14 protein-coding genes are annotated in these 19496 nt (G+C 35.9%); 5 read left to right on the top strand and 9 right to left on the bottom strand.

Features of this window, described 5'->3' with window-relative positions; genetic code table 11:
• Positions 1-69: 69 nt before the first annotated feature.
• Genes pdxA through KD050_RS19725 form a run of 3 tightly spaced genes read right to left on the bottom strand, consistent with a single transcriptional unit; the run spans position 70 to position 3149 of the window.
• Positions 70-1083 (bottom strand): 4-hydroxythreonine-4-phosphate dehydrogenase PdxA, encoded by a 1014-nt coding sequence (pdxA, locus tag KD050_RS19735; RefSeq protein WP_211893997.1) that lies wholly within the window; start codon positions 1081-1083, stop codon positions 70-72.
• A gap of 3 nt (positions 1084-1086) precedes the next feature.
• Positions 1087-2388: a four-carbon acid sugar kinase family protein gene (locus tag KD050_RS19730; RefSeq protein WP_211893996.1), complete on the bottom strand. Its 1302-nt coding sequence runs from the start codon at positions 2386-2388 to the stop codon at positions 1087-1089.
• Entirely contained in the window at positions 2385-3149 is a 765-nt protein-coding gene (locus KD050_RS19725; protein WP_211893995.1) for a DeoR/GlpR family DNA-binding transcription regulator, read from the bottom strand. The genes KD050_RS19730 and KD050_RS19725 overlap by 4 nt, the downstream gene beginning before the upstream one ends.
• A 232-nt stretch (positions 3150-3381) precedes the next feature.
• On the opposite strand from KD050_RS19725, the gene ilvA reads away from it, so the two are divergent.
• Positions 3382-4644, top strand: coding sequence for a threonine ammonia-lyase IlvA (gene ilvA, locus KD050_RS19720; protein ID WP_211893994.1), 1263 nt, complete (start codon positions 3382-3384; stop codon positions 4642-4644).
• Between the two features lie 163 nt (positions 4645-4807).
• Positions 4808-6286: a catalase gene (locus tag KD050_RS19715; RefSeq protein ID WP_211893993.1), complete on the top strand. Its 1479-nt coding sequence runs from the start codon at positions 4808-4810 to the stop codon at positions 6284-6286.
• 459 nt (positions 6287-6745) lie between these two features.
• Here KD050_RS19715 and KD050_RS19710 read toward each other — a convergent pair whose 3' ends face one another.
• Genes KD050_RS19710 through KD050_RS19700 form a run of 3 tightly spaced genes read right to left on the bottom strand, consistent with a single transcriptional unit; the run spans position 6746 to position 9578 of the window.
• Entirely contained in the window at positions 6746-7543 is a 798-nt protein-coding gene (locus KD050_RS19710; protein ID WP_211893992.1) for an ABC transporter ATP-binding protein, read from the bottom strand.
• Positions 7536-8567: an ABC transporter permease gene (locus KD050_RS19705; RefSeq protein ID WP_211893991.1), complete on the bottom strand. Its 1032-nt coding sequence runs from the start codon at positions 8565-8567 to the stop codon at positions 7536-7538. The genes KD050_RS19710 and KD050_RS19705 overlap by 8 nt, the downstream gene beginning before the upstream one ends.
• Before the next feature lie 18 nt (positions 8568-8585).
• Positions 8586-9578 carry an ABC transporter substrate-binding protein gene (locus tag KD050_RS19700; protein WP_211893990.1) on the bottom strand — a complete coding sequence of 331 codons (993 nt, stop codon included), beginning with the start codon at positions 9576-9578 and terminating at the stop codon, positions 8586-8588.
• A gap of 234 nt (positions 9579-9812) precedes the next feature.
• On the opposite strand from KD050_RS19700, the gene KD050_RS19695 reads away from it, so the two are divergent.
• Entirely contained in the window at positions 9813-11561 is a 1749-nt protein-coding gene (locus tag KD050_RS19695; RefSeq protein WP_211893989.1) for a GGDEF domain-containing protein, read from the top strand.
• 106 nt (positions 11562-11667) lie between these two features.
• A complete protein-coding gene (gene ytzI, locus KD050_RS19690; RefSeq protein WP_211893988.1) occupies positions 11668-11817 on the top strand; it encodes a YtzI protein in 150 nt (49 codons plus the stop codon).
• A 1014-nt stretch (positions 11818-12831) separates the two neighbouring features.
• On the opposite strand, the gene rlmN is transcribed toward ytzI, so the two are convergent.
• The 3 genes from rlmN to KD050_RS19675 all read right to left on the bottom strand — a co-directional run bounded on the left by rlmN (position 12832) and on the right by KD050_RS19675 (position 18552).
• Positions 12832-13905: a dual-specificity RNA methyltransferase RlmN gene (gene rlmN / locus KD050_RS19685; RefSeq protein WP_211893987.1), complete on the bottom strand. Its 1074-nt coding sequence runs from the start codon at positions 13903-13905 to the stop codon at positions 12832-12834.
• 233 nt (positions 13906-14138) lie between these two features.
• Positions 14139-14948: a sulfurtransferase gene (locus KD050_RS19680; protein ID WP_211893986.1), complete on the bottom strand. Its 810-nt coding sequence runs from the start codon at positions 14946-14948 to the stop codon at positions 14139-14141.
• A gap of 13 nt (positions 14949-14961) precedes the next feature.
• Entirely contained in the window at positions 14962-18552 is a 3591-nt protein-coding gene (locus KD050_RS19675; protein WP_211893985.1) for a dynamin family protein, read from the bottom strand.
• Between the two features lie 379 nt (positions 18553-18931).
• Between KD050_RS19675 and KD050_RS19670 the strand changes: the two genes are divergently transcribed.
• Positions 18932-19384, top strand: coding sequence for a chemotaxis protein CheX (locus KD050_RS19670; protein WP_211893984.1), 453 nt, complete (start codon positions 18932-18934; stop codon positions 19382-19384).
• The last annotated feature ends 112 nt before the right edge of the window (positions 19385-19496 follow it).

The raw sequence follows: 19496 nt of genomic DNA, 5'->3' as shown, positions 1-19496 counted from the left end.
AAGGAAAGTAGACTACTTTCCTTCTGTATAATTATTTACAATGATTCTTTACTTACAATAATTCTTTACTTACAATGATTCACGAGTAAATTTTGGTGCATATTCAGCAGCTAGTTTGATACATTCGTACATACTTACTTCAGATGCAATGTTTTTCCAAGCAATATCAAATGCGGTACCATGGTCAACAGATGTACGTAGGAAAGGAAGACCATTTGTAATAGAAATAGTACGGTGGAAATCTGTCATTTTCGCAGCGATATGACCTTGATCGTGGTATAGAGAAAGAACCGCATCATATTTACCGTTAAGTGCTTGGAAGAAAACTGAATCAGCCGGAACTGGACCGTAAGCATCAATACCATCTGCTTTCGCAAGCTCTACACCCGGTTTAATTTCTTCTACTTCTTCCATACCGAATAGACCGCCCTCACCTGCATGTGGGTTTAATCCTGCAACTGCAAGTTTACGATTTTCAACACCGAGACGTTGCAGAGCTTTATCACATCTATTTAAATAGTCACGAACTCTTTCTTTTGTCATTTGTGTGATTGCTTCTGCTACAGACACATGACGAGTCAAGAAGAAAATACGCATTCCATTTACTTGGAACATAGTTAGTGGATCAGGAGCCCCGCCTAAATCCTCTAACATTTCTGTATGGCCGATATAAGGAACTTTTGCTGCTTTTAATGATTCTTTATTGATCGGTGTAGTAGCAATAGCTTTAACTTCTCCAGCCATTGCAAGCTCCACTGAACGTTTGATAAATTCAAATGCTGCTTGTCCGTTTTGTGCAGAAACTTGTCCAGGCTCGAAATCTTCCATATTAATATTAGCTAAATCCATTACATCAATTGTTCCAAATTCATAAGAACCTTCAGAAGGCGATGTAACTACACTAACCTTTAAATTTACTCCAGTTACTTCGATTGCTTTACGTAGTATGTTCGCATCTCCTACTACTAGTGGTTTACACATAGTGTAAAGTTCTTCTTTTGCTAAAGATTTCACTGTAATTTCTGGACCAATACCGGCCGCATCTCCCATAGGAATCGCAATAATTTCTCGTACTGTAGTCATTTCCTAAACACTTCCTTCTTCTTTTTTGTTTGTTAAGAATCTTACACATTTATAAATAGAGTATTTATCCCCTACCATGCCACCTTTAGTGATTACAGGAATGCCATCGAAAGCTCCTCCTATAAAATGACCATACGCAGCTAAAGGAAGTACTTCATCCTGTAAACCGATAGCCTGCGCATCACTGACAGAACATAGAGCAGCTGTCACATCTCCACCACTGGAAAACATTCCATCAATAGTATGTTCAGTTTGGTCAATAACACTTTGAGTAACTCTAGCCAAACCTTCCGTTAAGCGTTTGGCAAGCTTTTCTTCAGTTACTCCTTCCCTAGTTGCAATATCTTTTAAGTTTAATTTTCCTGCACCCGGGGCATAAGTAGTGATGATCAGAACCTCTTGTTCCTCAAGTTTAATAATAGCTTCCTTCACCGCACGTTCTATTTCCTCGTCCCACGTACTAGTAGTAGAAGCTAACGCCTCCGTTTTTACATAAACTGGATCGGCATTTTTCTTATCGACTAAGTAATTCAACTGTCTTCCAGTTAAAGGAGTTATACTACCTACAGTCACGATGAATTTATTCGTTAAAATATGCTGATGAGCCATCAAACGACTATAAGAAGCAGATAATGGACCTGGATCCACTGGTACAAAAACCACACCATCAATTGCAGCCATCGATTCTGCTATATGATCTATCTCTTCATTGGTCACGGCATCCACAACAATAATCCGATTTCCAGCTTCTATTTGTTTCAACATTTCTAAATGAATACTATTTTTCCCTTTTAAAACTCTTCCTAATCCTATATGGGAAACAGGAAACTGGCTTTGCTCACTCATAATAGTTGGCACATGGGATATTGTAATCGGATTCATAGGATCCTTTGCAACATCAGTAGATTCCACAGGTACACCATCTACCAATAGGTATCCACCAGAGACAATGCGCCCAGAGTCTGGATAAGAAGTAACGACCACTGCCACACTATTTTCTCCTAGTGCATTTAATAAAGTGTCTGTTTCTACTCCAAGATTTCCACGTACTGTACTATCAATCCGTTTACAAAACACACTTGCACCCCATGTTGAAAGCTGTTCGTACGCTTTTAAAACTCTTGTTTGTGCCGAACTAGGCGCACAGTATCTGCTATCTGTATCCACACTAATGGAGGTAAACCCACCAATTGTTGGTACCTCTCCTTCAAATACTACTGTTGCACTATTAAACCCATTCTTAGATAGGAGAACTCCTGTCGCATTAGCTCCAGTTAAATCATCTGCAATAATTCCAACTTTCATTTTCCCACACCCTTTATAAAGCTAGTCATTTCACTGTATATTTCTTCCACTTCTTTTGGAAGTGTTTGGTCTGTTATTATGGCCGTCACAGAGTCGATACTTGCTATTTTAGCAAACGCTTTCTTTCCAAACTTCTGTGCATCTACAACTAAATAAACTACTTCACTACTATTAATCATCTCTCTCTTAATAGTTGCTTTTTCCAGAGTTGCAGAAGTAATTCCTAGTGTAGAATGAACCGCATGGGCACCCAAAAACAATATATCTACATGAATTTCTTTTAACATCTTTTCTGCATATGTTCCAAAAACCGCACCAACACCATTTTGAATTTTACCGCCTAGCATTATGACTTCCACTTTACTATCCATTAGTTCGGCAGCGATTTTAATATCATTTGTAACAATTGTGAGATTATCTCTAACTTTCAAACGTTTAGCAATCTCAAAATTGGTCGTCCCAGAATCTAGAAATACCTTCATACCATCCTTTACTAATTCTGATGCAATTTCAGCTATTTCAATTTTTTGTGGGTGAGCTTCCAAAATTTTTTGTAAATAGCTCTGTTCAGCAATAATAGCTTCGGGTATCGCAGCTCCCCCATGAGTTCTTATAAGTTTCTTCTGTTTTTCTAATTCATCTAGATCTCGACGAATTGTCATTGCAGAAACATCAAGTAAATTCACTAAATCTAATATTTCTACTTTACCTTTTATGGCAAGCTCTTCAATGATGCGTTTCTTCCTTAATACCGGAGTCATATAATTCTCCTTTTTATAAAAACGTTTACTATGAACATATTATGTTCGTTTCTACCACATAAGTCAATATATTTTGTTTAATTTAAATTATTAATGTTAATAATGAACATTCGTCCCAATTAAGTTATTAAACAATTTTGAATTATCTACCGAAATTCTGGTATTTTAACGATGTAGTGTGTTAAAATATAGTAATCTTTTTAAATAGAAAAATGGAGGTTCCGTCCCTATTATGCAATTAACAGATACGAAATCTATTCAAGTAGAAAATGTCCTTATTGCACATCAGTTTTTAAAAGATGTGGTCTACCATACTCCCTTACAAAAAAATGAATATTTATCTGAAAAATATGGTGCATCTATTTATTTCAAACGGGAGGATTTACAACATGTCCGGTCATTTAAATTACGCGGAGCATACTATAAGATCAAAACAATCGAGGAAGAGGCAAAAGAAAAAGGTGTTGTCTGTGCTAGCGCAGGTAACCACGCACAAGGAGTAGCATACGCATGTGCACAACTAGGAATCATAGCAAAAATTTTTATGCCATTAACCACTCCTTCACAAAAGATTGATCAAGTGAGAATGTTTGGACGTGAATTTGTTGAAATCATTCTTGCCGGGGATACTTTTGATGATTCGGCGGAAAGTGCAACGGCATACGCAGAGGTGGAGGATAGAATTTTCATACATCCATTTGATGATCCAGATATCATTGCGGGTCAAGCTACTGTTGCGGTGGAAATTATGAATGACATCGATGTGCCTATAGATTATTTGTTCGGTAGCATTGGTGGTGGCGGGTTAATATCTGGACTTTCTACATATGTAAAGAACGTCTCTCCATTCACCAAAGTGATTGGTGTTGAGCCTGCTGGAGCCGCAAGTATGAAGGCAGCTTTTAAAAACGAAGGACCTGTCGTGCTAGATTCAATTGATAAATTTGTAGACGGTGCTGCAGTAAAATGTGTCGGAAATCTATCTTATGAACTAAGTAAAAAATATGTAGATGATATCGTCCTTGTGCCAGAAGGAAAGGTATGTACAACTATTTTAGATTTATACAACAAACATGCGATTATTGCAGAACCTGCAGGTGCCCTATCCGTTGCAGCATTGGACTTTTATAGCGAAGCGATTAAAGGGAAATCTGTCGTTTGTGTCATTAGTGGAGGTAACAATGACATTGGTCGTATGCAGGAGATAAAAGAAAAGTCTTTAATATATGAAGGATTACTATATTATTTCATCGTAAAGTTTCCTCAAAGAGCAGGCGCATTACGACAATTTCTTGATAAAGTTCTTGGACCAGATGATGATATTACTACTTTTGAATATACGAAGAAAAACAATAAAGAAAGTGGTCCAGCACTTGTAGGCATTGAATTGAAAAACAGAAATGACTTTTCTGGCATTCTTTCTCGTATGAATGAGAATGGATTTTCCTATAAAGAAGTAAATAAGGATAGCACATTATTTGAATTACTCATTTAACTAAAACCTATGTAACATCAGTGTTTATAACGATTGATGTTACATTTTTTATTATATTAAAATAAAGTTTGTTAAATCTTCACACCTCAAATCTAGCAATATTTTCATCTCTTTGATATAATGATTCTTGTATTATAAATATTCTAATCTAGGGGGAAATTGAATGTCAGAAAATCAAAACAACAACAAAATGACAACTGCAGCGGGTGCGCCAGTAGTAGATAATCAAAACTCGCAATCAGCTGGATCACGTGGCCCACTATTATTACAAGATGTGTGGTTACTAGAAAAACTAGCACATTTTGATAGAGAAGTAATCCCAGAGCGTCGTATGCATGCAAAAGGATCAGGTGCTTATGGTAAATTTACTGTAACTCATGATATTACACAATATACTTCAGCAGCTCTTTTCTCTGAAATCGGAAAAGAAACAGAAATGTTCGTTCGTTTCTCAACTGTAGCTGGTGAACGTGGAGCCGCAGATGCAGAACGTGATATCCGTGGTTTCTCAATGCGTTTCTACACAGAACAAGGTAACTGGGATTTAGTTGGTAACAACACTCCTGTATTCTTCTTCCGTGATCCGCTTAATTTCCCAGATTTAAATCATGCAATTAAACGTGATCCACGTACTGGTATGCGTAGTGCTAATAGCAACTGGGATTTCTGGACATCATTACCGGAAGCACTTCACCAAGTGACAATCGTAATGAGTGACAGAGGACTTCCAAAATCTTACCGTACAATGCACGGATTTGGTAGTCATACATTCAGTATGATCAATGCTAACAATGAACGTGTATGGGTAAAATTCCATATGCGCTCACAACAAGGTATTGAGAACTTAACTGATCAAGAAGCAGTTGAAGTAGTTGGTGTGGACCGTGAAAGTTCACAACGCGACCTATACGATAATATCGAAGAAGGCAACTTCCCTAAATGGAAAATGTATATCCAAGTAATGACGGAAGAGCAAGCTAATAATATGCCTTACAATCCATTTGACTTAACGAAAGTTTGGTATAAAAAAGACTTCCCTCTAATTGAAGTTGGCGAATGGGAACTTAACCGTAATCCTGAAAACTATTTTGCAGAAGTAGAGCAAGCAGCTTTCACACCAGCTAACGTTGTACCTGGTATTAGCTTCTCTCCAGACAGAATGTTACAAGGACGTTTATTCTCTTATGGGGATGCTCAACGTTACCGTTTAGGTGTTAACCATCACCAAATTCCAGTTAACACACCGAAATGTCCTGTACACTCTTTCCATAGAGACGGTGCGATGCGTGTTGACGGTAACTTAGGTGGATCATTACCTTATGAGCCAAATAGTTATGGAAAATGGAAAACACAACCTGAATACACAGAGCCTCGTTTACCACTTCATGGAGATGCTGGAATTTGGGATTTCCGCGAAGATGACGATAACTATTATGAGCAACCTGGTAAACTATTCAGATTGATGAGCTCAGAACAACAAAAAGTTCTTATTGATAACACAACACGTAATATGAATGGCGTAGAAGAATTTATTAAGATTCGTCACATCATTCACTGTTACAAAGCTGATCCTGCATACGGCCAAGGACTTGCGGAAGCAATGGAAATTCCATGGGGCAATATCGAAGCAGCAATGGCTTAATAAGAGAAACATAGAGTGGCGGTCGTAACAGATGTTACGACCGCCACTTTTTTTGAAAAGTAAGCAAGTATATAAAAATGTAGCATGAAGACTGGGTTCATGGTGCTTTAAAGAATGAATATTACTGGTGATTTCCGTTTCAGGTGGACGCGTTCCGCAGTGTGAGCGAGAAGCAAAGGCTAAGAGTGCGAAAAGCGTCCGCCGAAGCGGAAATCAACGGTGTTTCTAAGGTTACTCTTCTTAAAAGGACCGGGCATGTCTTTTACCCGGTTTTTCTTATTGCTCTAACGTCTCTTCTCTCGTAAACTTACTTGCACAGGTACAATAAGTTACTTGCTCTCGCTGCCCTTTTACTTGCGTAGATGTGGATTTACTGGCGAATCGGAAAATTTATCTAATTCCCCACTTATATAAAACTACAAAAATAAAAGAGCAGCATTTTAGCTACTCTTTTACTTATTACGACGATAATAGTGTTCGGTCACTAGTAAACTTTTGGCCTCTAATTCGTTGGAATTCTTCCATTAGCTTTTCAATCGTTAAGGTATGCTTCTCTTCTTCCCCAACTTCCAAAATTATTTGTCCTTTATCCATCATAATTAAACGATTACCCAAGTCTAATGCTTGCTGCATATTATGAGTTACCATTAGAGTGGTAAGATTATCTTTTTTAACAAGCTTTTCCGTTAAATTTGTAATTAGTTCTGCTCGCGATGGATCAAGTGCAGCCGTATGCTCGTCTAGTAATAAGATGGAAGGCTGTGTAAAAGTGGCCATTAACAATGATAATGCCTGTCTCTCTCCCCCCGAAAGTAATCCAACTTTAGCATTTAATCGATTTTCAAGATTAAGATGCAGTCTTTCCAGTGAGTGAAGAAAAAACTCTTTTCTTTGTTTATCCACACCAATTTTTAGACCTCTTTTTTTATTTCTAGAGTATGCAATTGCCAAGTTTTCTTCGATTGTCATAGTAGGTGCAGTACCCGACATTGGATCTTGAAACACTCTACCGATAAACTGAGAACGTTTAAATTCTGGGAGTTTTGTTACATCGTTTCCATCAATCATTATTTGTCCAAAGTCTGGTGATAATGCTCCGGATACCATATTTAACATTGTAGATTTTCCAGCACCATTACTCCCGATAACAGTGACAAAATCTCCTATATTTAAATTTAAATTTATTCGATCTAATGCAATTTTCTCATCTGCCGTGCTTTCATTGAAAATCTTGTTGATATTATTTAACTTAAGCAAGGTTTTCACTCTCCTTACTTTTTAGCATAGTTTGGGACTCACGTAGAGCATGTCGTTTAGCTTTTCTACTTTTTTCACGACGTTTTTCAAAATATTGAGGTAAAACTAGCGCTATAATTACAATGATTGCTGTAATTAGCTTCATATCTCCTGCATCCAAAAATTCTACTCGAAGTGCTAAAGCTAAAACGATACGATAAATAATGGCACCAATGATTACAGCAAGTGTCGTTCTTACAATTGTTTTCGTACCGAAAATCGCTTCTCCAATAATAACAGATGCAAGTCCGATTACAATCATTCCTATACCCATTCCAATATCCGAAAACTTAGCGTATTGAGCTATCAAAGCCCCAGAAAATGCAACTAACGCATTAGAAAGGCCAAGTCCTAATATGACAAGCGTATCTGTATTTACAGAAAAGCTTCGAATCATTTTTTTGTTATCACCAGTAGCCCGAATCGCTAAACCAACTTCCGTTTTCAAGAACCAGTCAAAAATAAATTTGATAATAACTACTAAAATAGCAACAATTACTACTGTTCCCCAAGTCTTTGGAAGGTATTGAATTCCCATTGAAGTTAAAAAACCATTAATAGTTTCATCTATACCTAAACTCCCCCACCAGCCAAAGAATTGGCTAAATAAGGTTTCTTCATTCATCAAGGGGATATTTGGCCGTCCTACCGAGTTCTCAACAGTAAAGCCCATTATCCGTAAATTAATAGAATACAAAGCAATCATCATTAATATTCCAGAAAGTAAGGGATTAATCTTCCCTTTTGTGTGTAACAGCCCAGTCATGCAACCTGCAAGAAATCCTGCCAATATAGCAACTAGAGTTGCAAGCGCAGGGTGATAGCCCAACACAATCATCATTGCAGCAGTACCGGCTCCAGTCACAAAGCTACCATCTACTGTTAAATCAGGAAAATCTAACACTCGGAATGTCAAATACACGCCGAGTGCCATAATTGCATATATAAATCCTTGTTCAACTGATCCAAAGATTGCTGAAAACATAATACATCAAACTCCTATCTATTCCACAAATTCAGATTCCCACTCATCTTTCACTTCAATTCCAAGAGCATCAACAGTATCTTTGTTCAAAACAAATTTTAAGTTTTGTGGATATTGAACTGGTAATTCTGCAGGTGTACTTTCACCTTTTAAAATTTTAACAGCCATTTCCCCTGCTTCATAACCGATATCATAAAATTCAAATCCATAAGCACCTAAGCCACCACGTTTTACTGAATCAAACTCTGCTACCATCATTGGAAGCTTCTGTTCGTTGGCAACATTTACAACAGATTCAAGTGCTGAAACTACCGTGTTATCCGTTATGATATATAACGAATCTACTTTTCCTATTAAAGATTCAGTTGCTTGTTTAACTTCAGCAGATGTAGAAACAGAAGCTTCTACTACATTTAGTCCAACTTCAGCCATTTGTTCTTTTACGGCATCTACTTGTGAACGTGAATTTTGCTCCCCTGCATTAAAAACAATACCAACATTTTTTGCTTTTAACTCGTTTTTCAAAAATGCAATGGTACTTGGAATAGCATCAGGGTGTGTGTCAACTGTCCCAGTTACGTTTCCACCTGGGCTTTCCATAGAGTCTACAAGTTCTGCATCAACAGCGTTTGTTACGGAAGTAAATACAATTGGAATATCTTCTGTTAGAGCTGAAACTGCCTGGGCACTAGGAGTAGAATTGGCAAATATTAAATCTACCCCTGAACTTACTAGATCATTAGCGATGGTAGTATTCTGACTGTTATCATTTTGAGCATTCTTAACTTCATATTCGACTTCAAGTCCTGCATCCTCAATTGCTTTTTGGAATCCGTCAAATGCAGCATTCAAAGATGGGTGCTCTACAATTTGCGTTACACCTATCTTATAAGTTTTTGTGTCCTCTGACTCCGTAGTATTTGTTGAAGCGGATTCATCTCCACCACATGCAGCTAGTATTAAAACAGCAGCTGATAAAACCATACCTAATTTTTTCTTCGTGCTTTTCATCTTTTATAACCCCCATTTAACATTTAATGCATCAGCGATTCAACTCGCTAAAGTATTCTGATAAAGCAATGTTACACTGGATCTATATAATAGTCAATAACATTATGAATTATTCAAAAATTTCATAGCATTATGAGACCATTACAATTTCTTAACATAGAAATCATATGTAGGAGACAATTCTTATTTAAACTATAAACTAGGATATTTTGCTTTATTTTAGGGGGATATAGGATGGCAATTTTAGAAAATGATTATTATGATCTTTTTAGGTATATTTTAGAAGAAAAGGCTATAGAAACTGTATTTCAACCAATTATTTCTTTACAAACGGGGCAAATATACGGTTATGAAGCATTAACCAGAGGACCCATTAATACTGTATTACATAATCCAGAGAATTTATTTGATTATGCACTGAAGACCGGAAAGCTTTGGGAGCTTGAAAATGTTTGCAGAGCAAATGCATTGAAGTGTGCACATGAATTACAAGCTGAAGGCAAACTTTTTTTAAACGTAAATCCAAATATTATGAATGACCCCAAGTTTAAACAAGGGTTTACGAAAGAATTTTTGTCACTTTTTCAGATGGATTCAGATTCAATAGTATTTGAAATCACAGAACGGGAGGCTATTAATAACTTAAAAGATTTTATAAATACGATTGATCACTATAAAAGACAATATTACCAAATTGCTATTGATGATGTAGGATCTGGATATTCGGGACTAAATATTATTACGGATGTACGTCCACATTTTATAAAATTAGACATGAAACTAACTCGTAACATTAACAAAGATAGGACCAAACAATTGCTCGTTAGAAGTTTATGTGAATTTGCCAATTATTCACAAATACATATTATTGCAGAAGGCATTGAAACAATGGAGGAATTACATACACTGATTGATATAGGTGTACATTTTGGACAAGGATATTATATTCAGAAGCCGAATTCAAAGTTAATTCCAGTCCGTAGCGAGCTGATAAGCATTATAAAAAAAGAAAACAACCGAAAAAATAGTATTTTTTCTAATCGTTTAACTGACACGTCTATAGAAAATATTGCTACTCCCCTACATATGATTTCGAGTGATATGCCGATTTCCAAAGTTAGTAAATTAATGGAATCCAATGATTCCCTCCCTGGCTTTAGTATTAAAGAAAACAATAAACTAATTGGGGTAATTACGAGAAATAAACTGCATTTGAAATTCAGCGGACCCTATGGCTATAGTTTATATAATAAAAAACCAATTTCAGCAATTATGAGCAGACAATTTATGAAAGTCGACGCTGGAACCCCGATTGATGTAGTTGCTAAAATTGCGATGAAACGCGATCCATTACACTTATATGATTTTATCACTATCACTAAACAGGATCATTATTTTGGCGTTGTCACAGTGAAGGATTTATTGGAGAAAAGTATGCAGCTAGAAATAGACTATGCAAAGCATTTAAATCCACTTTCAGAATTACCCGGTAATATTATAATTGAACAGCAGCTACAAAAATGTATTGAAGCAACAAACGAGCTTATCGTTCTTTACTTAGATATTGATAATTTTAAACCATACAATGATGTATATGGATTCGAAAAGGGAGATAAGGTAATAATGGACCTTGCAAAAATATTAGAGGAAGTATGCCCTTCCGATGGATTCATCGGTCATATTGGCGGAGATGATTTTATACTAATTACAGACATAACTAAAAGTAAAGACATTTGTGAAAAGATTATTGAACAATTCAATGAGTCTATTGAGCATTATTACTATGCATACGATTATATAAAAGGATACATTGTCTCTAAAAATAGACATGGAATAGAAGAACAATTTCCTCTTTTAACTATCTCAATAGCTGGATTAACAAACCGAGAGTGTCAAACTATTTATGAACTATCTGAAAATGCAACAAAAGTAAAAAAACAATGCAAGCAGCTGACGGGGAGCAATTATTTAATTCAGTACTAAGTACTCCCCAAATCAAACATTAATTTGAACAATTATAGTTCTGCCCTAATAAGGTCATTGCTTATGCTATGATATAGCTAATGATTCATTATTAGGAGGAACTTGCATGACTACCGTAATTATCATTGGTATATTTATATTCCTAATTGTATTAGGGCTCACTATTTTCACTATCAATAAAGGATACGCATTCAAGCACACAATTGATGAAATACCTGTAAAAGACGATAAAAAAACGCATAGCCATAATGGCTAATGCGTTTTTTTCAAGTTATGAAGTGTTCCAAATATTAATGATACCGCTGATTTCCGTTTCAGGCGGATGCTTTCCGCGGGCCCGGCTTCAATCTCCTCGTCACAACGTTCCTGCGGGGCTTTCAGCTCGGGCTATTCCCGCTGTAGTCGCCACCCTTCACTCCAATCAGCAAAGGGAGTAGTACTTAACAATAAGATTACCGAAAAAAAAGAGACTGGTTGTGACATCAAACCAGTCGCAACCAGCCTCTCTAAAAAATCTGTCGATAATAATATAGCAGCAAATCTGTCCAAAGTTCTCCGAAAACGAGACAAATTAGGTTTTTATCTTAAAAGGGCACTTGCGTTTTTTTAAAAAGAGAAAGTATATAAAAATGTACCGTGTACATTGGGTTCATGGGTTGAAAGAATGATTAATACCGCTGATTCCTTTTCAGGTGGAAGTGTTCCGCGGGATAATAGTAGTCAAAGTTAATATAGTGGTAAAACCGTCCGTTGAATTAGGGATACTATTCTGTAATGAAGGATAAAGAAAGCAGATTTTTTTTATACTAGTGGAAAAAAAGAAAAATAGTAAGTGTTTACTAAATAAAGAAGTGAAATAGCGAATGAAATTGTATCTTCGAGAGCTTCCTCTATGAATAGGAAAATATCTTTTCTCTAGTTACCCAAAAATGCACTTACCTGTTTCTAAGAGTTGTAGGAGGGCGACGGACAGAAAAAGTAAAACTTCATTCCGTGGGGGCTTCATCCCCCATGGTATGTTAGTTGAACCATTCGGGCTTTTACGGGCAGTTATCTACTGCCCGTAAATGCGGGACAAACGCCATAAGATTACCGAAAAAAGTGATATTGGTTGTGACGGACGTCACAACCAATATCACTAAAAATTCACTCGGTAATAATATAGCCAAACGTTTGTCCAAAGCCCTTCGAAAACGATAGAAACAGGTTTTGACCTTAAAGGACTGGGCATGTCCTTTGCCTGGTTTTTTTTATCGTTCATTCCCTATACTTAATTGTTTACTTTAACTTTATCTTTTTTAATTTGTTTACTTCTCAATTGACCACATGCAGCATCAATATCGGTACCTTGTTCCATACGAACACCACAATTGATACCTTTGTTTTTCAATGTTTGGAAGAAAGCACTAATAGACTTTTCACTACTACGTTGATATTGACCATGCTCATCTACTGGATTGTAAGGAATTAAGTTCACATACGAAAGATGACGTTTATTTTCTAGAAGTTTTGCTAATTGTAGCGCTTCTTCTACATGATCATTTACATCTTTGAGAAGAATATATTCAAATGTAATACGACGATTTTTCTTCTCTAAATAATAATCTACTGCTGCCATTACTTTTTCAATAGGGAATGCCTTATTAATAACCATTATTTTCGAGCGAAGTTCATCATTAGGAGCATGCAAGGAAACAGCAAGATTCACTTGGATATCCTCTTCCGCAAAATCTATTATTTTCTTTGCAAGACCGCTTGTTGACACGGTAATATGACGAGCGCCAATAGCAAGTCCTTTTTGATCATTTACAGTACGCAAGAAATTCATCAAGTTTTTATAGTTATCAAACGGCTCCCCAATACCCATAACAACGATATGGCTAACACGTTCTTCTTTTTGAATTTGGTCTAAATGGAACTGTACCTTCATAATTTGTTCCACGATTTCTCCTGCGTCAAGGTCACGGCTCTTTTTAAGTAATCCACTTGCACAGAAGCTACATCCGATATTACACCCTACCTGAGTAGTAACACATACAGAAAGACCATATTTAAAGCGCATTAGTACAGTTTCGATCAAGTTTCCATCTTGCATTTCAAATAGAAACTTAATTGTTCCATCGGCTGATTCTTGCTTAACACTCTCTTTTAGCGTCTGTATAACAAAGTTTTCTTCTAAAATTTGAAGACAATCTTTGTTTACATTTGTCATTTCCGCAAAGCTTTGAACACGTTTAATGTACAACCAGTCCCAAACCTGCTCAGCACGGAATTTCTTTTGGCCATGTTCCATAAGCCATTCGATTAATTGATCTCTAGTTAGACCATATATAGATTTTTTCATTATTAGCCCTCATTTCATGCGTATACAATTTGCCTATTATACTATAGTTATTTACCCAAGACAACTTATTATACTGGAAATAAGGTGCAAATGAAATATTTATGCTCGATTAACTCCTTCAGCACATGTTTTTTTGTTGCGAGCCTCAGGCGGATGCCATAGATTTTTAAAGAGATTTATCGAGCTAGCTCGATAAATCTCTAGGCGCAAATATGCTGAGGCATATTTGATTATTATTTTTCAACATCATTCTCTCTTATCCAATCACTGTAGCTACCTACGTATAGTTGAACATTTTCGTAACCAGCCTCTTTTAAACATCCATACAATGGCGCCGCTGTAACACCACTACCACAATAAGCTATAACTGGTTTGTTATTTGGAGCCAAGTGACTCAATTTTTCCTTTAACGCTTTCTGCTCTAAAAATTTCCCATCTTCTTTGAGCTGCTCCCAGTCAAAGTTAATAGCAGTTGGAATATGACCAGCAATTGGATCGATAGGTTCACTTTCGCCTTTAAAACGAACATTAGATCTTGCATCTATTAATTGACCCTTTGTTACGTCTGCAACTACTTGTCTTACTTCATCCATTGTAAGTAATTTACTAGTGTTCCATTTAAGTATCGTTGTTGTGTGCTTTACGACAGGTTCGATTTTCGAAACTGGCAGCTTACTCTTTAATTCCTCAAACCCAGAACGGGATACATATATATTTTTAAATCCTGCCCACTCCAATAAAAAATATGCACGTAATGCAAAAGGTGCAGCTCCTTGGTCGTAAATTACGATAAAATCTTCTAGGTTTAAACCAGCTTGCTGAACAAGACTTGTCATTTTTTCCTTAGAAATCATCGGGTGTCGACCATTATCACTGAACATATCAGATAAATCTTCTTCTAAATCCCAATATATTGCTCCTTCAACATGTTCCATATTATACATTTGACGTCCTGCGTTTTTATCACTTAAATCAAAGCGAGCATCGATAAAACGGGGATTTCCCTCTAAAATCTCTGCTAATTCAATAAATACTTTAGCCATATAATCACTCCTTTTATAGTCGTGCGTATATTGATTTCCACGTGTGAAGAGTTTCTTCCTGCTCTAATAATTTTCGTTCCGCATCAATTTGAGTAATCGATTCTTGAAGCAGCTTCAAACGTAAAGCCTCTGATTCAATATCCGAGTATTGCTCAATCCAATTTCCTAAACGTTCTTTTTCTTTCGTTAAATATTCATCTGCCTCAACTTTAGATTCATCGGATAACGAATCGCGTAGTTTTTCTTTTTCATTGTTTTCAAAAAAGCTTTTAGAATTTTTAAAGTATGATTTTACATGCTCATATTTAGCAATACTTTCAAAAGGTCCTATAAAATCTAAAAGTTCCCTCTCCATAACTTCATGTGGACTAAATGTAAAGCCTGTATTCCAATCCTTAAGTACACGTATTTCCTCTTTTTCTAACTGAAGAATTTGCTGCTGAATAAACTGGAGAATTCGGAAATTTGATACGCGCATTTCTTGTTCTATATCGAAACGAATCATTTTGAGAATATCCTTTAAGGCAAGATCCAATGCAACAGTAGCAGAGTTATTTGAAAATAAAGAGGGATTATAAGCTTCTTTAAAGAACTCATTAAAACGATAATACACACGTTGTAACACGTAATATAGCAGTGTATCTAACTCCTGTTTTGCTTCTTTTGCAATTTGTGTAGACTTAGAATTTGTGTACCTTTTACGAATATTTTGTTCTTGATTTCGAAGCTCGATTAATCGTTGGTCCTTTCTCGCAAGATTTGCCTCCGTCTGTTCTATTAAGCTAAGTAATTTCGATTGTTGACGAGTCGCTTCCTCTTCAAGAGCAGAAATAGAAATTTGCTTTAAATCCTTTTCTAGAAAATGATGAAATGATTCTTCAAATTTTTGCATACCTTCATGCAATGATAATCCACCGATTTTCTCTTTTAATCCTTGTAAGCTAGATACTCCATATACTCTTGGAAAACGGATACCAAATCGTTGTAGTTCATCCTGGACATATTGCTTTACTAAATTGGCTTCCTCATCTGAGTCTGCCAAATCGATTGCATTTACAACGAAGAACATTTTATCTAGCTCGAACGCATCTTTTACTCTCCCTAGCTGTATTAGGAACTCACGGTCTGCCTTTGAAAACGCATGATTAAAATAAGTAACAAACAATACAGCATCAGCATTACGAATATAGTCAAAAGCTACACCCGTATGCCTAGCATTAATCGAATCTGCTCCAGGAGTGTCTACTAGTGTCACACCTAGTCTCGTTAATTCACAATCATAATAAAAATCAATGAAATCTACAAAGCAGCTTTTGGATTCATCTGCAACAAATTGTCCAAATTCATCTCCAGAAACGTTTAGAACCTTTCCTAATTGTTCCTTAAATGTTGGATATCCTTTATAAAAGGCTGTAACAAACGATTTATGTATCTCTTCTACTACCTTCTCTTTCATAACAGAACTAGCTTTCTCAAAAGCTTCCTCTAATGTATGGATAGTTATTCCAAGCTGTTCATACGCATAAGCCACATCTTCTAAAATTTGTCCTTCCGATTTCAGAACAACATCAGCTGTATTATGTAGATGATTTTCGGATACCGGATGGATCTTATTAATAGCAGCAGTTGTTGGGTTAGGTGAAACCGGTAGCACATTTGCTCCCATTAAAGCATTCGAAAAGCTAGATTTCCCAGCACTAAATGCACCAAACAATGCAATAGTAAATTGTTGGTTCTCTACTCGTAAAGCTTTCCTTTTAATCGTTTCGGCTGCCTCTTCAAAAGCTGGTAATTCTGCTAATACTTCACCAATTCTCTTCGCACGACTCACTACAGCCTCCGCAGAAAGAAGATCTTCTTCATCTTTTGCTTCTACTACCTGTTCTATCGTTACAATTGGCTGCTCCGTATTATAATCTTGTTCATCATAATCCGTAATAGAGCTTTCAAATTGAAGGCGCTCTTGTTCCCAATTTTTTAATAATTCATCTCGATCCTTCCTAATAGGTAAAGATGGAGTAGTGACTGTTTTTTCAAATGTTTGTATTCGTGTATCTATTTCTTCCAATGCGTGTATCGCCAATTTTTTTTCGTTTAGATCTTTTGTTTTCGATTCTATTTGGTCTTCATTTTCAATTGGGTTTTCTTCTATATAATGTATATTTTCTTCTTTCCATAAATCCGTTTGATTTATGTAATACCGATTGACTTCTTCTGTCACACGATTGGCAAAGTTTAGGATTGCATTACCGCTTGTACTTGCTCCTTCGTGTAAAGAATTGTCTATAAGATCAGTAGAAACACTAAATTGTATTGCATCGATTTGATTTGCCTTATCTTCGGTTAATAAAGAAACGTCTTTTAACATGCGTTTCATCAATAATTTCATATGAGTAGTAATATTGGTGGCAATAATTTTATCTAACGAGCTAATAATTTCGTTGAGTCTTCTTTGTCTCTCTTCCTCTGTTTTCTTTTTACTCCCTAAAAAACCAACTTTAAAATTGGATTGCTTACTCTCCGCATAAGACTTCAAAGCTTCGCGCATTTCAAACGTCATAATAGAAGCATTTTCTAGTATGTTTTTACGAAGGTCTTCAAAGGTCTTTTTCCAAAGAGTAACATCTTGAAGTTTTACTTGTTTCTGAGCAAGTTCCAATTGTTCTTTAATATCTTCTTTGTTGTTCCAATCCTCTTCGCTCAGCTGACTCTCAAAGGTTTCAAAACATGCTGCTTTTTCATCCTCTAAAAAATGTAAATGCTCATCTATTAACTTTTCTAATGTAGCCTGAGCTAGTGTAAGATAATAATCCTCTTTGTTTTCAATAGAGCTAGTCACTATTTGTTGAACCTGTGGAAAATCATTATGTATGAAATCATTATTTTTTAAGCTAGTATAAAAAATCCCTTTTGGATCAACAGACCAAGAATTAAAAGCATCTGCAACCGATTGTTTATAGGCTGTAAAAGGCAATTCTTCTTCTCTATGCTTATCCACTTGGTTTACGATTAAATATACATTTTCATTATAATGAAGTAATTGCTTCGTAAATTGAAAGTTTAACTCTGACTGAACGTGATTGTAATCCATTACGTAAAAAACAATATCAGCCAAATGCAAGGCAGATTCAGTGGAAATACGATGTGCATCATCTGTCGAGTCTACTCCAGGGGTATCCATTATTGTAATTCCTTCAGGGAGACTTGAACCAGCATGTCCTATTTCAATTTGAGAAACTTTACTTCCATCTTTTGAATATTTTTTTACTAGTTGAATATCATACTCCCCAGAAAATCTGACTGGTGGTTGATCCACAAAGTGAACTAGAGCATAGTTTTCAGCTGTATTTTGAACTGTAACGATATTTGCTGAGGTAGGAATCGGGCTAGTTGGAAGCAATTGTTCATTAACCAATGCATTAATCATACTAGATTTACCAGCCGAAAAGTGACCTGCAAAGGCAATAGTAAATGTGCCTTTTTCCAATTTCCCAGCAAACAGTTTGGATTTTCGATACCGTTCGTCGTCATTGTTTCCTTTGAAAATAGTTGCTAGTAATGCATTTTGTTCTTTTATCTCTTGTATTTCCTTTGAGTTCTGCATATAAAAATTTTATCTCCTTCATAATTCGACAATGTACATCTATCATAGCAAAAATTTAAAGCCTATAACAATATTCTTTGACTCTTTTATACGATAAAAAAAAGACTCTATTTGCTTTCGCAATAAAGTCATCTGGATTGTTCATGTTATTTTTGCTTTTGGCGCTGTAGACTTTAAAATATATGCTGTTACCCCACTATACACTAAAATAGATAATCCAATTATTACAGCTAACATATATATCGCCCTCTCAACTGAATTTGATATTCATTCTCATCGACATAATACCATAGTATATTTTAAAATTCTACAATACCTATTCTTTTTTCCTATATTACATGATAAAATCGATACATCTATACTAGATGGAGGGGAAAAAATGAGCGCTTCAAAACATATTCAAACAATTTTAAACGGAACAATCCAATCTTTAAAATCAGTCATACCAATTGCAATGGATATAAAATCCCCTTCCTTGATGGTTCAACCATTCGAACAAAAAGAAATGGGTGTACTAATTGGAATTATCGGTGATATTAAAGGGCGAATAATTATTGACTCCACAGCTGATTCCTTTTCTGCAATTGGAGCAACCATGTTCGGTATGCCATTAGAAGGTGAAATGCTCGAATCATTTACAGGCGAGCTTGGGAATATGGTCGCAGGGAATATTTGTACTTCCGTTGCTGCTAATGGAGTTGAAATTGATATTACTCCACCTACTGTTATTGTTGGCACTACCAGGTTATATGGATTTCAACATGCTTTTAAACTTCCTGTAGTGATTGAAAATATTGGTGAAATGGCAATTATCTTAACTATAGATGAATAAGAACAGAGCCTCCTTTTGTAGGAAGGTTCTTTTTTTATGTAAAAAAACCTGTCTAATTAGGCGAACCCCCTAGGAAACTATCACATTTCACATATAGTTCACAGTTTACATA

Origin of the sequence: Psychrobacillus sp. INOP01 (genome assembly GCF_018140925.1) — a bacterium.
Lineage (GTDB): Bacteria > Bacillota > Bacilli > Bacillales_A > Planococcaceae > Psychrobacillus.
This window is presented reverse-complemented; position numbering and strand designations above follow the sequence as displayed.

Excerpts from the sequence above, each read along its gene's own strand:
- pdxA (WP_211893997.1), bottom strand. The coding sequence starts at position 1,083 with ATGACTACAGTACGAGAAATTATTGCGATTCCTATGGGAGATGCGGCC.
- KD050_RS19730 (WP_211893996.1), bottom strand. The coding sequence starts at position 2,388 with ATGAAAGTTGGAATTATTGCAGATGATTTAACTGGAGCTAATGCGACA.
- KD050_RS19725 (WP_211893995.1), bottom strand. The coding sequence starts at position 3,149 with ATGACTCCGGTATTAAGGAAGAAACGCATCATTGAAGAGCTTGCCATA.
- ilvA (WP_211893994.1), top strand. The coding sequence starts at position 3,382 with ATGCAATTAACAGATACGAAATCTATTCAAGTAGAAAATGTCCTTATT.
- KD050_RS19715 (WP_211893993.1), top strand. The coding sequence starts at position 4,808 with ATGTCAGAAAATCAAAACAACAACAAAATGACAACTGCAGCGGGTGCG.
- KD050_RS19705 (WP_211893991.1), bottom strand. The coding sequence starts at position 8,567 with ATGTTTTCAGCAATCTTTGGATCAGTTGAACAAGGATTTATATATGCA.
- KD050_RS19700 (WP_211893990.1), bottom strand. The coding sequence starts at position 9,578 with ATGAAAAGCACGAAGAAAAAATTAGGTATGGTTTTATCAGCTGCTGTT.
- KD050_RS19695 (WP_211893989.1), top strand. The coding sequence starts at position 9,813 with ATGGCAATTTTAGAAAATGATTATTATGATCTTTTTAGGTATATTTTA.
- ytzI (WP_211893988.1), top strand. The coding sequence starts at position 11,668 with ATGACTACCGTAATTATCATTGGTATATTTATATTCCTAATTGTATTA.
- rlmN (WP_211893987.1), bottom strand. The coding sequence starts at position 13,905 with ATGAAAAAATCTATATATGGTCTAACTAGAGATCAATTAATCGAATGG.
- KD050_RS19680 (WP_211893986.1), bottom strand. The coding sequence starts at position 14,948 with ATGGCTAAAGTATTTATTGAATTAGCAGAGATTTTAGAGGGAAATCCC.
- KD050_RS19675 (WP_211893985.1), bottom strand. The coding sequence starts at position 18,552 with ATGCAGAACTCAAAGGAAATACAAGAGATAAAAGAACAAAATGCATTA.
- KD050_RS19670 (WP_211893984.1), top strand. The coding sequence starts at position 18,932 with ATGAGCGCTTCAAAACATATTCAAACAATTTTAAACGGAACAATCCAA.